Genomic DNA, 18,551 nt, shown 5'->3' with positions numbered 1-18,551 from the left:
GTGTATTAATTTTGTCTAAGTACTTAACTGGGAAATTTTAGGAATTAGAACTTAAGGTCTTCTAGCTTTTTCAGCAGCAGTGCTTCTGCCTCATCTTCTGAAACTGCTAATATCTGTTGCCTCTGAGCCGCTACAGCATCTACCTCCTCTGATAGTTCTAATGGCTGAAGCGGAATCACGTTTTCAGCCAGATAGTCGAGCAGTGCTGCGAGCGTCGGATAATCGAACAGCAGCGTTGAACGCATGGCATAGCCCAAGCTTGTCTGCAAACGATTTTTCAACTCTACCGCCGTTAACGAATCTAGCCCCAGGTCAAAAAGTCTTTGCTGCGGCTCTACTTGTTGAGGGTTGGACAGACCCAAGACTTTGGCAATCTCGCTTTGCAGGTAAGCTCTGAGTAACTCCCGGCGTTCTTCAATTGGAGCGGCTTGCAACTGCTGGAGTAGTTCATCTTTGTACTGTTGGTCGGCTTCAACAACTTTGAAACTCTGCAACATTGGCACTTTTACTCCTGGTGCTATTTGAGCTAGCAACTGCTGCCAGTTCACAAACATAACCCCAACCTGAGTTACATCCTGCACCAATAACGCTTCTAATGCTTGTAAACCCCGCTCTGGTGAAATCGTTCCTAGACCATGACTCTGCATTCGGCTCTGATGTTGGTTTTCTAATTGTGCTACCATCCCCCCTTGCTCCCAAGGCCCCCAGTTAATGCTCAATCCTGCCAGTCCTTGCTGTCGGCGATAGTGAGACAACCCATCAAGAAAGGCATTGGCGGCAGCATAGTTGCCCTGCCCTGGTGAGCCGAGAAGGGATGCTGCTGATGAGAAGCAAACAAAAAAGTCTAGGGGTAAGGCTTGAGTAAGCTGATGCAAAAGCCAAGCTCCTCGCACCTTTGCAGCCATAACCCTAGTAAACCGCTCCCAACTTTGCTGTTGGAGAATGCCATCATCCAAAATCCCAGCTGCATGGATAATTCCTCGCAATGTTGGCAATGCCTCTATCTTCTTCAGGAGTGCAGTGACATCGGACTGGCTAGAAACGTCGGCTTGCTCTACAAGTACTTGCACTCCCGCTTGTTCCAACTTGGCGATCGCTGCTAGGGCTATTAGTGATGGCTCCCGACGACCAGATAGTATGAGGTGGCGAGCGCCTTTGTCTGCCAACCACTGGGCAACTTGTAGACCTAATGTTCCCAATCCACCGACAATAAGATAACTCGCTGACTCTGCAATAGAAACTCGATCGTTTCTCATCTGTTGTCGAGAGCGAACTAATCTAAGTACATGGCGCTGTCCCTGACGGTGGGCAATTTGGTCTTCACCGTCTGGGGAGAAGAGTTCATCCACGATCGCATTCAGATTCAATGAAATAGAGCCATTTAGGTCAAGGTCTAATCGGCGACAGTTCAGGTAAGGATACTCCACAGCGATCGCCCGTCCTAATCCCCATAATGGTGTTTGCTGTAGTTGAGTTATAGTTTCTGTGCCTACTGCTTGAGTACCTTTTGTAACTAGCCACAGTTGAATTTTTTCCGTGTTTTCGTGCGGCTCTAGTGCTTGGACTAGGTGTAAAACACTGGCACAGCCAAGGATTTGCGATCTCTCTAATTCATCTAGATCCAGTTCTGGTGAGGAAGCACTCTCTAAAGACCACAGATGAATTACACCTTGCAATTTTGTTTGTCGATCGCAACTTGCCTGTAGTAACCGATTAAAGTCATCTGGTGCTAGAGGATTAATCTGGAAATGTCTCTCATCTAGCTGCTGATAGTTTTCCCCGACTGTGACAACTGTACAACTTCCTCCGTGCTGGGTTAACTGCTGGCTGAGTTGTTCGCCAAGTTCAGAGTCTGCAAAAATCAGCCAATGCCCGACTGCAAACTTCTCTGTTGCATCTGTAATTTTGGCAGGAAGAGACTTAATCTGCCAGTCAAGTTCATACAACCAGTTGCTAATATCTGGCTTGATCATGCGCTCTAAAGATTGCTTAGTGGTGCGACGCATGGCAAAACCTTCTATTTCAACTACCACCACTCCACTAGGATCGACTAACTGGATATCACTACTCAAAATTTCATTCTCTGAAGCGATCGCATTTCTAGCTTGGGCTTGTCCCCATAACTGACGGTTAGCTCGTCGATAAACTTGCAGACGCTCAATGCCAACTGGCAGGTAGGGGAAAGAGCGATCCGCTTCTTGGAGTGTAGCCGCACCAGCCAACTGAAGTCCAGCATCCAGCAGAATGGGATGGATTTGGTATCCTTGTGTAGCATTCATACCCGTCTCTTTTGGCAGTTCGATTTGGGCATAACCTTGTCCGGCTTTGCTCCGTAACTGCTGTAGGGAATGGAAACAGGGCCCAAATGAAATACCTTGTTCTTGCGATCGCTGATAAAAAGCTTCAGGGTCAATATACTTATCATGAGATAGCCATTCTGTCAAATCAATAGTTTTTGGTACAGCCCCGACTTTACCCGCAAACATTGTCCCTGTAGCATGGATAGTCCAGGGATTTGTTAGGGAGGAATCACGGCTGCAAATCTCGAAGCCATAACCCTGATTTTCTAAGGGCTGTAAAACTACTTGGACAATCTTTTGCTGGTGTGTTTCTAAAATTAGAGGTTGGGCGATCGCTACATTTTCCAGCACGATACAATCCGATTGAAAAATATTAGTTGCTGCGGCGATCGCCATTTCTAAATAAGCTGCACCTGGAAATATTACCTGCTCAAATATCCGATGGTCAGCTAAATAAGCAGGAGATGATGCACTAATCATAGATTCAAAGAAAATCTCTTTAGTACGGCTGGCTAGTTGTAATCTCTCACCAAGTAAGGGATGCAGGTTATAACTTGGCTTCCTTGTTTTCTGGGGTGGAGTTTCTACCCAATATCGCTGCCTTTGAAAAGGATAAGTTGGCAATTTCACCTTACGGTGGTGGTAGTCGCTCTCAAATCCCATCCAATCTATCTTTGCGCCTAAAACATACAATTGTCCTAAGCTGGAGAGTATTTGTTGCCATTCTTCTTGTCCAATTCGCAACGATGGCAACCACACGCCCCTATCATCAGGTAAACACTGACGACCCATACTTAATAAAATCGGTTGCGAACCACATTCAAGAAATACTTCATAACCCTGTTGGTGTAATGTCTGCATACTGGCTGCAAAGTTCACAGGTGCGAGAATGTGGCGACACCAATATTCCGATGTCATTACTTCCTCGATGGCAATTGTGCCTGTGATATTAGAGATGAATTTTAGCTGCGGTGAATGATAAGTAATTTGTCGAGCGACTTGCTCAAATTCTGGCAGCATCGGTTTCATCAGTGGCGAGTGAAAAGCATGGGAAACTTGTAATTGTTTGCTTTTTACCCCAAGTTTTTCTAATTCGGCAACAATGGCTTGTACTGTGGCTGTTTGACCGGAAATGACTGTACTTTGAGGACTGTTAATAGCTGCAATTGATACTTGTTCTGAATATGGGGCAATTATTTCTCTGACTTGTGCGACTGGCATAAATAACGATACCATCATGCCCTCAGTCGCTAATTGCTGCATCAACCGCCCCCTGGCAGCAATTAGTTTCAGTGCATCTTCTAGGCTAAAGACTCCAGCAATACAAGCGGCTACATACTCACCCGCACTATGACCTATTACTGCACTAGGTGTAATTCCCCAAGATCGCCAAAGTTGATAAAGGGCGTATTCTATGGCAAATAAGGCGGGTTGAGTATAAGCTGTTTGATTTAAAAGTGAATCTGTTTGAGGATACAGTATTTCTAATAAAGGAATTTCTAGTTCCGAACGTAGAATTTCGTCGCATTGCTGAAGTGCTTTTCTAAAAGTTGGTTGGGTTTGATAGAGTTTTTGCCCCATCCCCGCATACTGGGAACCTTGTCCTGTGAATAGGAAGGCGATTTCTCGATCGCATACCCTACCTGAACTAATCGCGATCGCTGTTCGTCCTTTGTTTCCAGATTGAATAGAGTTCAGCTGTTCGACTAGCTCGTTCGTTGAACCTGCAACGATCGCCATTCGATAGTCAAAGTGCGATCGCCCAGTATTCGCACTAAAACAAACATCAGCTAACTTTAATTCCGGCGTAGTTTCCAGGTAAGTTCGATACGCTAAAGCCAACTGCAATAAAGCCGTTTCACTCTTCGCTGACAGGCTAAAAAGATGCAGGGGACGCTCAGAAGAGGCAGCAGGGCAGAGGGGACGGGGGGCAGAGGAGAAAAATTCTTTATTACTCCTCTGCTCCTCGGTCACTGAGCGTAGCCGAAGTGCTGCTCCCCTGCTCCCCTGCTCCTTTAATGGTGCTTCTTCCAGCACCACATGAGCATTTGTACCGCTAAAGCCAAATGAGCTAACCCCTGCCAATCGAGGCTTTTCTCCCCGAACCCAAGCCATGCCATTTGTCGGTATGGCGATCGCTAGTTTGCTCCAGTCAATGTAGGGATTAGGTCGCTTGAGGTGTAAGTGGGGAGCGATGCTGTCATGCTGAAGCTGTAGCACGACTTTTATTAGTCCAGCAATTCCGGCTGCTCCTTCTAGATGTCCGATATTAGTTTTTACAGAACCAACTATCAAAGGGCGATCGGGTGAATGACTGCTGCTAAATACTGCTCCTAGCGCTCCCATCTCAATCGGATCGCCCAAAGATGTGCCTGTGCCATGAGCTTCAATATAGCTGACTTGGGCTGGCTCGATACCGCTTGCTGCTAGGGCACGACGAATTACAGCTTGTTGCGAAGGGCCATTAGGAACTGTCAGCCCACTAGTATGCCCGTCCTGGTTGATAGCAGAACCGCGAATTAAGGCCAGAATATTATCTCCAGCAGCGATCGCATCAGATAAACGTTTGAGCAAAATAACGCCGCAACCTTCAGAGCGGACAAAGCCATCAGCACTAGCATCGAAGGTTTTGCAGCGTCCATCGGCAGACAGCATTCGTGCTTTTGTAAAGTTAATATTGAATACTGGCGATAAGAGTCGTTGGACTCCGCCAGCGATCGCCACATCACACTCTTGATTACGCAGACTTGTACAAGCCAAATGCACAGCTACTAAGGAAGAAGAACAGGCTGTATCTACAGATAGACAGGGGCCAGTTAATCCTAGCAGGTAAGACAATCGCCCAGAGGCAATACTGTGAGAGTTTCCAGTTGCTAGGTAGGCATCAATCCGCTCCTCTCCTTGGTTAAAGAGATTCTGGGTATAGTCATTGCTACAAATGCCAATGAAAACACCCGTTAAAACTTTCCCCAAAGCTTCAGGGGTAACTGCGGCTGCTTCTAGGGTTTCCCAAGTAACTTCCAACAGGAGGCGTTGTTGCGGATCGAGGGATATGGCTTCGCGGGCAGAGATGCCAAAGAAATGGGGGTCAAATTCTTGCGGGTTATTGACAAAACCCCCATAGCGTGTATTCATCTTCGCTGGCGCATCGGGATCGGGGTCATAGTAGGCGTTGATATCCCACCGATCGCCAGGAACTTCAGCGATCGCATCTTTACCCTGTTGGAGTAGTTGCCAGAACATTTCCGGATCGTTTGCGCCACCTGGAAAGCGGCAACCAATACCGATAATCGCGATCGGTTCAGTCTTGGCACTCAAGAGGGCGTTCAGCTTGGCCTTCTGCTCCCGAATTTCGAGCAAAGCGTCTTTGAGAAGTTTGGCATAGTCCGGTTGAGGATTACTCTGACTCATTAACTCCACCTCCGTATAGTTCATCAGCAAGTAATGCTGCCAACTCCTCTTGGGACAAATCAGCTAAATCTGCATCGCTGGTTTGAGGTATTTCCGTTGTTTCCGGTGCAGCTGACTGGTCATCGGGTAATAGATGGTCACTGAGCGACTTGTGCCGAGCGAAGTCGAGGTAAGCCGAAGTTTGCTGCACTAGGTAATTAACCAGAGTCTCGATTGTGGGATAGTCCATAATCGCTGTTGCTGGCAGTGAGTATCCTAAACTCCCTTGTAATCGGTTTTTTAACTCCACAGCAGTTAGTGAGTCCATTCCCAAGTCAAAAAAGCCTGCCTTTTCATTAATGGTATTTGCTGAAGCCATACCCAATATATGAGCTACTTGCTGTTGTACGTGGTTTAACAGCAACCGTCGTCGATCGCTAGGCAATGCTGTCCGCCATTGTTGCAGAAATTCCGACTCGATTTTGACAGATGCAGAGTCGGTTTTCTCTTGCCAATCTGCTAAGAAACGGTAGTTTAACCAATGGGACAAGCCCTGTTTATTAGACCAATCAATAGCAACTAACCCGACTTCTACGGCTTCTGGTTGCTTCAGCAATTGTTCTAGGGCTAGTAAGACCTGTTGCGGTTGAATCGGTTTTATTCCTAGCTGTTGCCCACGCACGTCAGCCCCTTGTTTTGCCGCTTCTCCGATTCTGGACACTGTTCCCAAGTGCAGACTTTGACCAGGTAAACCGAGCGATCGCCGATAGTGGGCAAATCCATCTAGGAACGCATTCGCTGCGGCATGATTGGCTTGTCCAGGGACACCGAGCAATGAAGAAACCGAGGAAAACAAGATAAAGAAATCTAAAGTATCCCCTTGCGTTAATTGATGCAAATTCCAAGCTCCTTGCACCTTGGGAGCCATCACACGAGAAAATTTTTCCCAACTCTGATGCTGCAATGTGGCATCATCGAGCATTCCGGCTGAGTGAATAATACCTTTTAAGGTTGGCAGAGATTGGTGAATATGACTAAATACACGGCTCATGGCTTCATAATCGGCAACATCAGCTTGGATGACTGTTACCCCAACGCCAGTTTGTGCGATCGCGTTAATTTGTTTTTGCGCCGCTTCATTAGCTGGGCTACGACTGACTAATACTAGATGTTTGCCGCCTTTGTCTACTAACCATTGAGCGACTAATAATCCCAGCCCACCCAAGCCACCTGTAATTAAATAAGTGCCGTCGCCAGAAAAGGATAAGGCTGGGGGGCAGGCTTGCCGTGAGCGTAGCCGAACGGGAGCAGGCTTGCCGTGAGCGTAGCCGAACGGGAGCAGGGGAGAGGAACAGGTTTGTTGAGTCCAAAAATTAGGATAATTTATTTTTTGGAGTTCCCTTCCTGGCTCATCTTCCTGAGTAACAACAATTTTGCCAATATGCTTGGCTTGTTGCATATAGCGAAAAGCTTGTACAGTCTGCTGAATGGGGAATATTGTTAATGGTGAGGGTTGAAAATGACCACTGGCAAACTTCTGAGTAATTTCTTTGAGCAATGAATGTATTAAATCTGGTTGCTCTTGAGCAGTACGTACCAAATCGAAAGTTGTGTAATTAATATCTGGACGCACAGCCGCAACTTGGGCGCTTGTCCACACTCCACGCTTAGCAATTTCGATGAAGTGTCCACCTTCTTTCACAACAGAGAGACTCTTGGCAACAAAATCACCAGAAGTTAAGGAGTTGAGAACAATATCTACCCCTTGTCCTTGGGTTAGTTGCAGCACCCGATCGCCAAATTCGGTTGTACGAGAATTCATAATATGTCGCACACCCATTCCTGCCAGGGTTTTCCACTTGGAGGGACTGGCGGTAGCAAAAACTTCTGCTCCGGCTTTTTGGGCAATTTGGACTGCGGCAATCCCAGTTCCGCCAGCAGCAGCATGAATTAACACCCGTTTACCAAAAAGATAAGGCTCAAAGCCTTGCCCCTTGTGGGCGATACCCTGCTCCCCTGCTCCCCGGTCACTGAGCGAAGCCGAAGTGCTGCTCCCCTGCTCCTCTGCTAAATGCTTCAGGGCATAGTAAGCAGTTAAAAAGTTGCTGGGAATCGAGGCAGCTTCGGCAAAGCTCAGGCGTTGGGGTTTGGCAACGACTTGGGTAGCCTTGACGGTAACATATTGGCTAAATGCACCTTCAACTACGGCAATTATCGGATCGCCAATAGCAAATCCCTCAACTCCTGTTCCTAAAGCAGCGATTGTCCCGGCACATTCGCCGCCAAAACTCACCATCTGTTTGAGATGTGACTGAGAAACACCATCCACTTGTTCTGGAATCAAATCTAGAGCAGCGATGATATCCAGAAAATTAAGTCCAGTGGCCTTGACTTGAATTTCTACTTCGCCTGGATTTGGAGAACGGCGAGTTGTCGATGCTAGGATGAGGTTATCTAAAGAACCTCGACTCGTCATTGTCAGTTGAAAGGGACTGGATGGAATGGACAATGATGATTGCTGTGCCAAAATCTGAGAACTGGCAATTAACCGAGGAAGATACCGAGCGTTGCGCCGTAGAGCAATTTGGTCTTCCTGGTCTTCCGCCCACACTTCAACCCACAGACTAGCGGCTTGTTCTTCAATACTCTCGCTGGGATCTAAATCTATGCGCGTACATCGTAATTCTGGATGCTCTAGGGCGATCGCTTTCCCCATACCCCATAAAGATGACTGCCCCACTCCAGATAGGTTCAGTTCTGAGCGATCGGCGGGTTGTGTACCACAAGTTACTATCCATAGTCGGGGTTGCAAAGAAAGGTTAGCGGCGATCGCTGCTTGTACAAGGGATAAGACTGTACCGCATCCTAAGTGAGCGATCGCTTCCAGATTTTGAGCATTAATCGCTGAAGCTTCAGGGCTATCGAGTGTCCAACAATGAATGATGCCGTGCAGTACAGGCGTTTGGGCGGCAATCTCTTTGATTAACTGTCCGTATTCTGGGAGAGAGGCAAATTGTTCTAGTTGTAGTGTCTGTTCAAGGAACAGGTCATTCCCCTCTGTTCCCTGTTCCCGTTCGGCTACGCTCACGGCAAGCCTGTTCCTCATTCCCTTATTATCGATGAATACCACAGAGCAAGTTTCCCCTTGCGCTTGCAGATGTTCAGCCAGTTGGCGACCGACTCCCTGCCGATCTGCGAGAATCAGCCAACCCCGCTTAACTGTTGATTTCTCTACAGGTTGCTGAATATTTTGAGCGATAATTACCGACTGTTTTGCCCCTGCTGCTGGTGGCGGTAGCACAGCAACAGGACTCAACCCATTAGTTTGTAAGACTTGTTGCCATTGGCAAACATTGAGTAAAGGGTAATCGGGTCGTAATTCTCGGTCTTGGAAACGCCACCAGCCTGGTAGCAAACCGAAAATCAAATCTATCCAACGTTGGCGATCGGTTCCTTCTAGCAACACGAGCAACCCTCCCGGAGCTAGTAACTGTTTGACATGCTGTAGGGTTTGGTTGATATCCTGAGTGGCGTGTAAAACGTTGGCTGCTATGACTACATCGTATTCATGGACATCAAACCCTTGGGCTGTTGGCTCTTGCTCGATGTCGAGAGTTTTGTAATCGACAAATTTATAATTTTCAAATCGGTTTTGGGCTTTACTGAGGAACAGTTGACCAATATCGGTAAAACAATAGTGAGTTTGACTAGCCTGTAGTTCTGGCAATAAATAGCTGGTCGTTCCTCCCGTACCTGCACCAATTTCTAAAATCCGAATTCCCCGTTGGGGTGGTGCATCAGCTATTGCCATTTTCACAACCTGTTGCACTAGGGTGTTGTAAATTTGCGCGGCGGGAGAGTCTTGGTAAAGCTGAGTAGCTGAATCAATATCTGCGGTGGGAAAAACTACTTCGGTTGGCTCCATAGCACCGCGCAAGACTGCACACAGGTTCTCTCCACAGCGCTGCACCAATGTTAGTTCGCCTTGAATAAGAGTAGTGTATGGTTGCAAACTTTGGAGATAAATATCTGGGTTAGCAGCAGGTAGAGGTTGGCGGACTTGCCACTGACCGGAAATTGCCGTTAAAATTTGCTCTGCGGTGAGAATCTGTAATAGGTGTTGTAAGAGTTGGTGGTGTTGGGGTACGACACCCAAACGTTGAGCAGCAACTAGGAGCGAGAATTTATCTTCGACTGAGAAAGACCATCCCAGTTGACTTAATGCCTGGATAATATACTCTAAACTTAACTGCTCAAGTTGAGGCAGAAGGGTACTGTAAATCTTGATGTCATCGCCACTAATCAAACCCTCTAGATGCGGTTGGAGTTGGTTAGCGATCGCCTCTGGAGATGGAATAAAATAGGGAGGTTCTAATTTGCCAAACCTAGCTCGCGATCGCCATTCCACTTCATAAAGGCAATCCTGTAAAGAGTCTTTACCTTGATTTAGAAGTGTTTGAGATGTGACTGCTTGGAATCGCAAACCATCCAGCACTGCTACAACTTGGCGAGCGCTATCAAACAATGTAACCTGAGCTTTGAGGGCAAAACTTGACTGCTCTTGCAAAGAAGCAACTGCCCATATTTCTAAGCTGGGACGGCGGTACACTATCAAACGTTCAAGAGCAACGGGAACGTAAGTGCCAACTCGATCTATTTCCACAAGACCACCCACAACCTGCATCGCTGCATCTAATAATGCAGGATGGAGCCAATAATCATTCGATTTTGGATTTTGGATTTTGGATTTTGGATTTTCCCCCAAACGCTCGTTGTGAGTTTGAGACCTTTTTGGTTTTTGGTTAGGATATTTATTGAATTTGGCAGGAAGTTGAATCTGCCCCAAAGCTTGATTTTGTCCTCGCTGTAACTTTTGTAATCCCTGGAAACCGATACCGTAATGAATGCCCTCCTGTTGTAACTGCTGGTAAAATGCCTTAATTTCGATTGACTCCTGATTTGCCCAAGTGTCTAAATCTAATTCTGCGGGGATTGTGTTTGTCTCGTTTGCTAAAACTGTACCTGTAGTATGGACAGTCCAAGGGTTTTCACTATTTTCTCTCTGAGAGTCACGGCTGCAAATCTCGAAGCCATAACCCTGATTTTCTAAAGGACTCAAGATTACTTGGATAATCTTTTCCTGGTGTGTTTCTAAAATTAAAGGTTGAGCGATCGCTACGTTTTCTAACACAATGCAGTCAGATTGGAAAACATTAGCTGCTGCTGCGATCGCCATTTCTAAATAAGCTGCACCTGGAAATATTACCTGCTCAAATATCCGATGGTCAGCTAGGTAAGCTGGAGATGATCCACTAATAATAGATTCAAAGAAAATCTCTTTGGTACGGCTGGCAAGTTGTAATCTTTCACCAAGCAAGGGATGCAGGTTGTAGCTTGGCTTTGTTGTGGGCTGAGATGGAGTTTCTACCCAGTAACTCTGTCTTTGAAAAGGATAAGTAGGCAATTTCACCTTGCGACGGGGATAGTCGCTCTCAAATCCCACCCAATTTACCTTTGCTCCCAAAACATACAATTTTCCCAAGCTAGAGAGCATTTGCTGCCAATCTTCTTGTCCAATTCGCAACGATGGCAACCATGTACAGCCTTCATCAGATGCGCATTGGCGACCTATACCTAATAAAATCGGTTGCGAACCACATTCGACAAACACTTTATAGCCTTGCTGGTGTAATGTCTGCATACTGGCAGCAAAATTCACGGGTGCGAGAATATGGTGACACCAATATTCAGGTGTTGTTACCTCAGAAGTGGCAAATGTGCCTGTAATATTAGAGATAAATTTTAGCTGCGGCTGATGATAAGTAATCTGGCGTGCAACTTGCTCAAATTGCCCCACCATTGGTTTCATCAGTGGTGAGTGAAAGGCATGAGAAACTTGTAGTTGCTTGGTTTTGACTCCCAGTTTTTCCAGTTCGGTAACAATGGCTTGCACTGCGGCTGTTTGACCGGAAATTACTGTACTTTGAGGACTATTAATAGCAGCAATTGATACTTGTTGTAAATAGGGAGCAATTGCTTCTATGACTTGTGCAACTGGGGCGAGTAAAGATACCATCATGCCCTCAGTCGGCAACTGCTGCATGAAGCGACCCCTGGCAGCAATCAGTTTTAGTCCATCTTCTAGGCTAAAGACTCCAGCTACACAAGCCGCTACATACTCGCCGACGCTGTGACCGATCGCGGCACTAGCTGTAATTCCCCAAGACTGCCAAAGTTGAGATAGAGCGTATTCTAGGGCAAATAAGGCGGGTTGGGTATAAGCTGTTTGGTTTAAAGGTGAATCTGTTTGAGGATAGAGTATTTCTAATAAAGGAATTTCTAGTTCCGAACGCAGAATTTCATCGCATTGCTGAATTGCTTTTCTAAAAGTTGGTTGGGTTTGATAGAGTTGTTGCCCCATCCCCACATATTGAGAACCTTGTCCTGTAAATAGGAAGGCGATTTTAGGAAGTTCACTTCCAACTATCCCGCTACTGAGTCCAGGCAACTCTTCATGGTGACAGAAAGCAGTAAGTTTTGTTGTTATCTCGGCGACTGTTGCCCCTACTACACTCAAGCGATCGCTAAAGTGTAAACGTCCTGTGTGAGCGGTGAAACAGATGTCAGCGAGTGGTTGCGATATACCATCTGAGCGCAAGTATTCGCAGTAATTAAGCGCTAATTGCTTCAATGCTGCTGCATTTTTGGCAGATAAGTTTAGCAGATGCAGGGGGCGTTCCCATTTCGTCTCTACTGCATCCGGTAACGGTGGTGCTTCTTCAAGCACTAGATGAGCATTAGTTCCGGTAAACCCAAAAGAACTTATTCCAGCCCGGCGGCGATCGGATGCAATCCAAGGGGTTAACTTGGTCGGTATTTGGATGGGCAAATTTTTCCAATCAATTTTGGGATTAGGGTGCTGTAGGTGCAAGTGGGGTGGAATCAGCTGATGTTGCATTGCTAAAACAACTTTAATCAGCCCTGAAACCCCTGCTGCTGCTTCTAAGTGACCGATGTTTGTCTTAACTGAGCCAACAAATAACGGAGATTCTGGAGTGCGTTCTTGCCCGAAAATTGCGGCGGCGGCATTGAGTTCGATTGGATCTCCTAAGGATGTGCCAGTTCCATGAGCCTCTAGGTAACTAATTTGATGAGGCTGGAGTTGCGCCCAAGCAAGTGCTTGAGAAATAAGTTGCTGTTGAGCCTGCCCGTTAGGGACAGTTAAACCACTGCTGGAACCATCGTGGTTGACTGCACTGCCCCGAATTAGAGCTAGAATCCTGTCCCCATCGCGTTGAGCTTCACTGAGGCGTTTCAAGACTACCATACCGCAGCCTTCACCACGGGCATAACCATCGGCTGAGGCATCAAAAGTTTTGCACAAACCATCACCAGAAATCATCCGCACACTGGAAGCCCAGATGTAAGAGGCAGGAGTAAGATGGAGTTTGACACCGCCAGCGATCGCCATTTGACATTCGCGTAAGTGCAAACTGTTACAAGCTTGGTGAATAGCGACTAACGATGACGAGCAAGCGGTATCAATAGCCAGGGTTGGCCCTGTGAAACCAAAGGTGTAGGCAAGGCGACCAGCTGCACTAGAAAAAGCATTACCAGTTCCAGCGAAAGTGCAAACAGGACTATCAGGGTTTTGCTGTAAATGTCGGGCGATTAATTGCTCGTAGTCGTGTCCGTCGTTGCCGACAAAAATTCCTACAGACGCGCCAGCCAGCCGATCAGGAGCGATCGCAGCTTGTTCTAGAGCTTCCCAACTGACTTCCAGCAACAATCGGTGTTGTGGATCGATTGCTACAGCTTCGCGGGGAGAAATACCGAAAAAGGCAGGGTCGAAGCGATCGATACTGTTGATAAAGTTACCGTAGCGAGTGTAAATTTTGCCTGGGATTCCGGGAGTGGGGTCATAATAAGTTTCAACATTCCAGCGATTTTGGGGAATTTCTGCTCTAGCATTAGTTCCCGATGCCAGCAATTGCCAGAAGCTTTCGGGATCTGTAGCACCCCCAGGGAAGCGGCAACTCATGCCAACGATCGCTATGGGTTCATAAATATCACTAATTGGGTCAGTTGGTTGGTTTGCTTTTGCTTGGGCCAGTGCTAGTACTTCTGTAGCGAGATAGTGAGTCAACCGTTCAATGTTGGGAAAGTCAAAACTTAATGTGCTGGGTAAATTGACCCCCAAAAGCTGGTTGAGGCGATCGCGTAATTCCACTGCCATGAGCGAATCCATTCCCAACTCAAAAAATCCTTGCTCAAGCGCTGGTAATTCCTCTGTCGGTAAGCCCAATACCCGCGCCACTTCTTTCTGCAAGGTGCGGCGCAATATCTCTAGACCTTCTGCGGCTGGGACTGATGCTAGTTGTTCGCGTAGCTGTGTTGGTGCTGCTGTCTCGATTGCTTGCTCAAGTTGAGTTTGCGGTACAAGTTGTTCCAGCAATCGCCGAGTTCGACCTACTGCATAAATTGCCCCAAAGCGTTCCCAATCTACGGGCGCGACGACAATTTGGCGGGTTTTGGCGTTCAGCAGTAACCCCATCGCGGCTTTAACCTGAGTCAAATTCAAACTCCCTACGCCGATTTTTTGCAATCTTTGGGTTAAGGCTTCAGCCCCAGGTTGATTTACCATACCTGCGCCGATAACGGCAGACCAATTCACGGTTAAGGCTGGTAATCCTTGAGACTGGCGGTAAGCTGCAAATAGATTTTGAAACTCATTAGCAGCAGCATAGTGAGATTGGTTTGCCGATCCCCACACAGCAGCGATGGAAGAGAAGTTGATAAAAAAGTCTAATTCCCAGTCCTGACTAATTTGGTGTAAATTCCAAGTACCAGCTACTTTGGGTTCTAGCGTTTGCTCTAGTATTGAATGCTCTAGCTCGGCAATCCGATACATACCACCATCGCTACCTGCTGCATGAATAATTCCACTGATAGTAGGTAGTTTTCTTAATAGCTCCCCTAAAGCATTTTTGAGACTTTCATCGTCACTCACATCAGCTATAGGCGTAACAATTTCTACTCCTGCTGCCCGGAGTCGTTTGACAGCTTCTTGTTTTTCCCTGGTATTAATGCCACTGCGACTGAGTAAAATCAAATGTCGAGCGCCTTGCTCCACTAGCCACTGAGCGACACTTAATCCTAAGCCTCCTAATCCGCCGCTAATTAGATAAGAGCGATCGCTCTTAATAGAAAATTTAGAGGTAGTTTCTGGGTAGCTTTTAACTAGTCGAGCAACATACCGGGTTCCTGAGCGATAGGCTATGTGTTCCTCTCCTGAAGTTCCCAATAACTCCATTGCGATCGCCTGAGCTTGTTCCTGAATGGCAGCTTGTCGATCCAAATCTATTAACCCGCCCCAATGTTGCGGATACTCCAGCCCAAAAACTCGACTTTGACCCCACACAGGCGCTTGAGAAATGGCTGGTAAATCTTCACCTAAAGCGATCGCGTTCTCTGTGATTACCCAAAGTTTAGCAGTGCTACTCCAAGGCTGGGATACCACAGTTTGCATGACATCCAGTAGTTGCCCGCAATTGGTATTTACGCTAGCTGTCAAGGTAGCAGTGGTTAGCGTTTCCGTCGCAGGTAAATCCAAACTCCACAGGTGAATAATTCCCATTAACGGGCTTTCGCCAAGCGTAAAACCTTCTGCCTTTCCTGAAGTTACCAGAGAACAGGTTTGTCCCTGTTGCTCTAAAACTAGAGCTAGGGTAGAAGCTAAAGTCCCTGAGTTGGCAAGAATAAGCCAATGACCAGGTGTGGAATTTTCAGGAGCAGAAACAGGGTCAGAACTGGGTTGCCATTGCACCTCATACAGCCAATCCTGAATTGAAGCGATCGCTTGTTGCTGTTGATGTTCTTGAATCAGCCGCTCTAAAATTTCAACTTGAGCAACATTTAATTGGCGATCGGTTCTGCTTAAAAGTTGGGACAACTGCTCAGTTTGCCCCGCTTTGAGCAGTGCTATTACCTGGGTTTGTTGCTCAGAAGTAGGTTTGTGTTTGTTTCCTGGAGTAACTTCTGCCCAATAGGGTTTTCTCTGGAAAGGATAAGTAGGCAAAACTACTTTACGATAATGAAGATTTTGATAAAATCCAGCCCAAGCGATCGCTACTCCACGCATATACAAATCTGCCAAACTGGAGAGGATTTGCTGCCAGTCTTCTTCTCCTCCTCGCAAGGATGGCAACCATGTAAAGCGTTCATCAGATAAGCATTGGCGACCTATACCTAATAAAATCGGTTGCGAACCACATTCAAGAAATACTTCATAACCTTGCTGGTGTAATGTCTGCATACTCGCTGCAAAGTTCACAGGTGCGAGAATGTGGCGACACCAATATTCCGGTGTTGTTACCTCGGAAGTGGCAATTGTACCTGTGATATTAGAGATGAATTTTAGCTGCGGCTGATGATAAGTAATTTGACGAGCGATTAGCTCGAATTCTGGCAGCATAGGTTTCATCATTGGTGAGTGAAAAGCGTGAGAAACCTCTAGTTGTTTGCTTTTTACCCCAAGTTTTTCTAGTTGACTAACAATAGCTTGCACTGCGTCTGTTTGACCGGAAATTACTGTGCTTTCAGGGCTATTAATAGCAGCAATTGATACCTGATTTGAATACGGGGCAATTACTTGTTGGACTTGTTCGACAGGTGCAAGTAACGATACCATGATGCCCTCAGTCACTAACTGCTGCATAAGGCGACCCCGTGCAGCAATTAGTTTGAGTCCATCTTCTAGGCTAAAGACTCCCGCTACACAAGCTGCTACATATTCGCCAACACTGTGACCGACGACGGCGCTGGGTGTAATTCCCCACGATCGCCAGAGTTGATAAAGGGCGTATTCTAGGGCAAATAAGGCGGGTTGAGTGTAAGCTGTTTGGTTTAAAGGTGAATTGTCTGTTTGAGGATAGAGTATTTCTAATAAAGGGATTTCTAGTTCAGAACGCAGAATTTCATTACAGCGATCAAGGCAATTTTTGAACGTAGGTTCGGTTGTATATAGCTGCCGACCCATGCCCGTGTATTGTGAACCTTGACCTGTAAAAAGAAAAGCAATTTTCGGTGGATTGTTAGAATTAGTTTTGCCAGTATCTTGCCAATTTTTCAGCTTTTGAATCAGATCGGTGGTTGTAACAGCAACAAGTCCAAGGCAGTAGTCAAAGCGATCGCGCCCTGTATTGGCACTAAAACAAATATCTGCAAGCAATATCTCTGGATGACTTTCCAAGTAGGTTTGATAAGACTGGCTGAGATCGATTAGCGCCTGCTGACTTTTAGCAGATAAAGTGAGGAGATGATAGGGACGCTCAGAAGAGGCAGGGGGGCAGAGGGGTAGAGAGGCAGAGGGGCAGAGAGGCAGAGGGGCAGAGGGGTAAAGGGGCAGAGGGGAAATACCATTGTCACTCCTCCCCTGCTCCCCTGCTCCCCTGCTCCCCTGCTCCTTTAATGGTGCTTCTTCGACAATTACATGAGCATTAGTGCCACTGAATCCGAAAGAACTAATTCCTGCCAGCCGGGGCTGATTCCCCTTCGACCAGGGCATGAGTTGGGTTGGTACATGAATCGGCAATTCTGACCAGTTAATGTGGGGATTAAGTTGTTTTAAATGTAGATGGGGGGCAATTTCTTCATGTTGCAGTTGCAAAACTAACTTGATTAATCCCGCAATACCCGCAGTTGATTCTGTATGCCCGATATTCGTCTTCGCAGAACCAACAATCAAGGGTGTTTCTAGGGTGTGATTTTTCCCAAACACTCCATCCAAAGCAACAATTTCGATGGGATCTCCCAGAGATGTGCCTGTACCATGAGCTTCGATATAGCTAATCTGAGCCGGATCGATCTTGCCATTGTTCAGCGCTTGACGAATTACTTGTTCTTGGGCAGGCCCGTTAGGCACTGTCAAACCACCACTGCGACCATCTTGATTGACAGCACTGCCTCGAATCAGCGCTAAGATATTGTCACCATCTCGTTGGGCATCCGAGAGACGTTTCAGAACCACCACACCACATCCTTCTCCACGTCCGTAACCATCGGCTGCGGCGTCAAAGGTCTTGCAATGACCGTCGGGAGAAAGTGTATGCGCCTGACATTCAGCAATGTAGCTTTCTGGAACTAGCATCAGGTTAATGCCACAAGCTAGCGCCAAGTTAGATTCCCCAAGCCGCAAACTTTGGCAAGCTAAATGAACTGCTACCAGCGATGAAGAGCAAGCGGTGTCTACAGTAAGAGTTGGACCTTGCAAACCAAAGGTAAAGGCGATTCGTCCCGCCGCAGTGCTAGGAGCCGAGCCGGAGGCTGAGTGGGCATTGATAGCTTCGTAGTTGGGAAAAGCTATGGTGGGATACTCTAGGTTCATCAGCCCGACAAAAACACCCGTTTTGCTTCCTAGCAGCGACTTAGAAGGTACGCCAGCGGACTCTAAACTTTCCCAACAAACTTCTAGCAGCAGCCTTTGTTGAGGATCTAAAAAATTGGCTTCTCTTGGGGAAATGCCGAAGAACTGGGCATCAAAGCGATCGATGGGTAGATTGAGAAATGCCCCCTGGCGGGTGTAAATTTTGCCTGGTGTGCCAGGGTTGCGATCGTAGAAGGCTTGAATATCCCAGCGACTAAGAGGTACCTCTGAAACCAGATCGGCTCCTGCTCTGAGGAGTTGCCAAAACTCCTCCGGTGAATTAGCACCACCAGGAAGCCGACAACTCATACCGATAATTGCTAACGGCTCAGTTTGAGCTTGTTCTAGCTCTGTGAGTTTTGCTTTTGTCTCCCGCAGCTTGACTAGTGCTTCTTTGGCTATCCGCGATCGCTCATCTGATGATGAAACCACTTGCT

At 46.9% G+C, this 18,551-nt stretch carries 2 protein-coding genes; both read right to left on the bottom strand.

Annotated elements, in window-relative coordinates:
- Positions 1-44: 44 nt before the first annotated feature.
- Positions 45-5,711 (bottom strand): type I polyketide synthase, encoded by a 5,667-nt coding sequence (locus V7K45_RS08120; protein WP_335002159.1) that lies wholly within the window; start codon positions 5,709-5,711, stop codon positions 45-47.
- Positions 5,698-18,546 (bottom strand): SDR family NAD(P)-dependent oxidoreductase, encoded by a 12,849-nt coding sequence (locus V7K45_RS08115; RefSeq protein ID WP_335002157.1) that lies wholly within the window; start codon positions 18,544-18,546, stop codon positions 5,698-5,700. Before V7K45_RS08115 ends, V7K45_RS08120 begins: the two co-directional genes overlap by 14 nt.
- Between the last annotated feature and the right edge of the window lie 5 nt (positions 18,547-18,551).

This window comes from Nostoc sp. (genome assembly GCF_036917375.1).
In the GTDB taxonomy this organism is placed as follows: domain Bacteria; phylum Cyanobacteriota; class Cyanobacteriia; order Cyanobacteriales; family Nostocaceae; genus Nostoc.
This window is presented reverse-complemented; position numbering and strand designations above follow the sequence as displayed.

Excerpts from the sequence above, each read along its gene's own strand:
- V7K45_RS08120 (WP_335002159.1), bottom strand. The coding sequence starts at position 5,711 with ATGAGTCAGAGTAATCCTCAACCGGACTATGCCAAACTTCTCAAAGAC.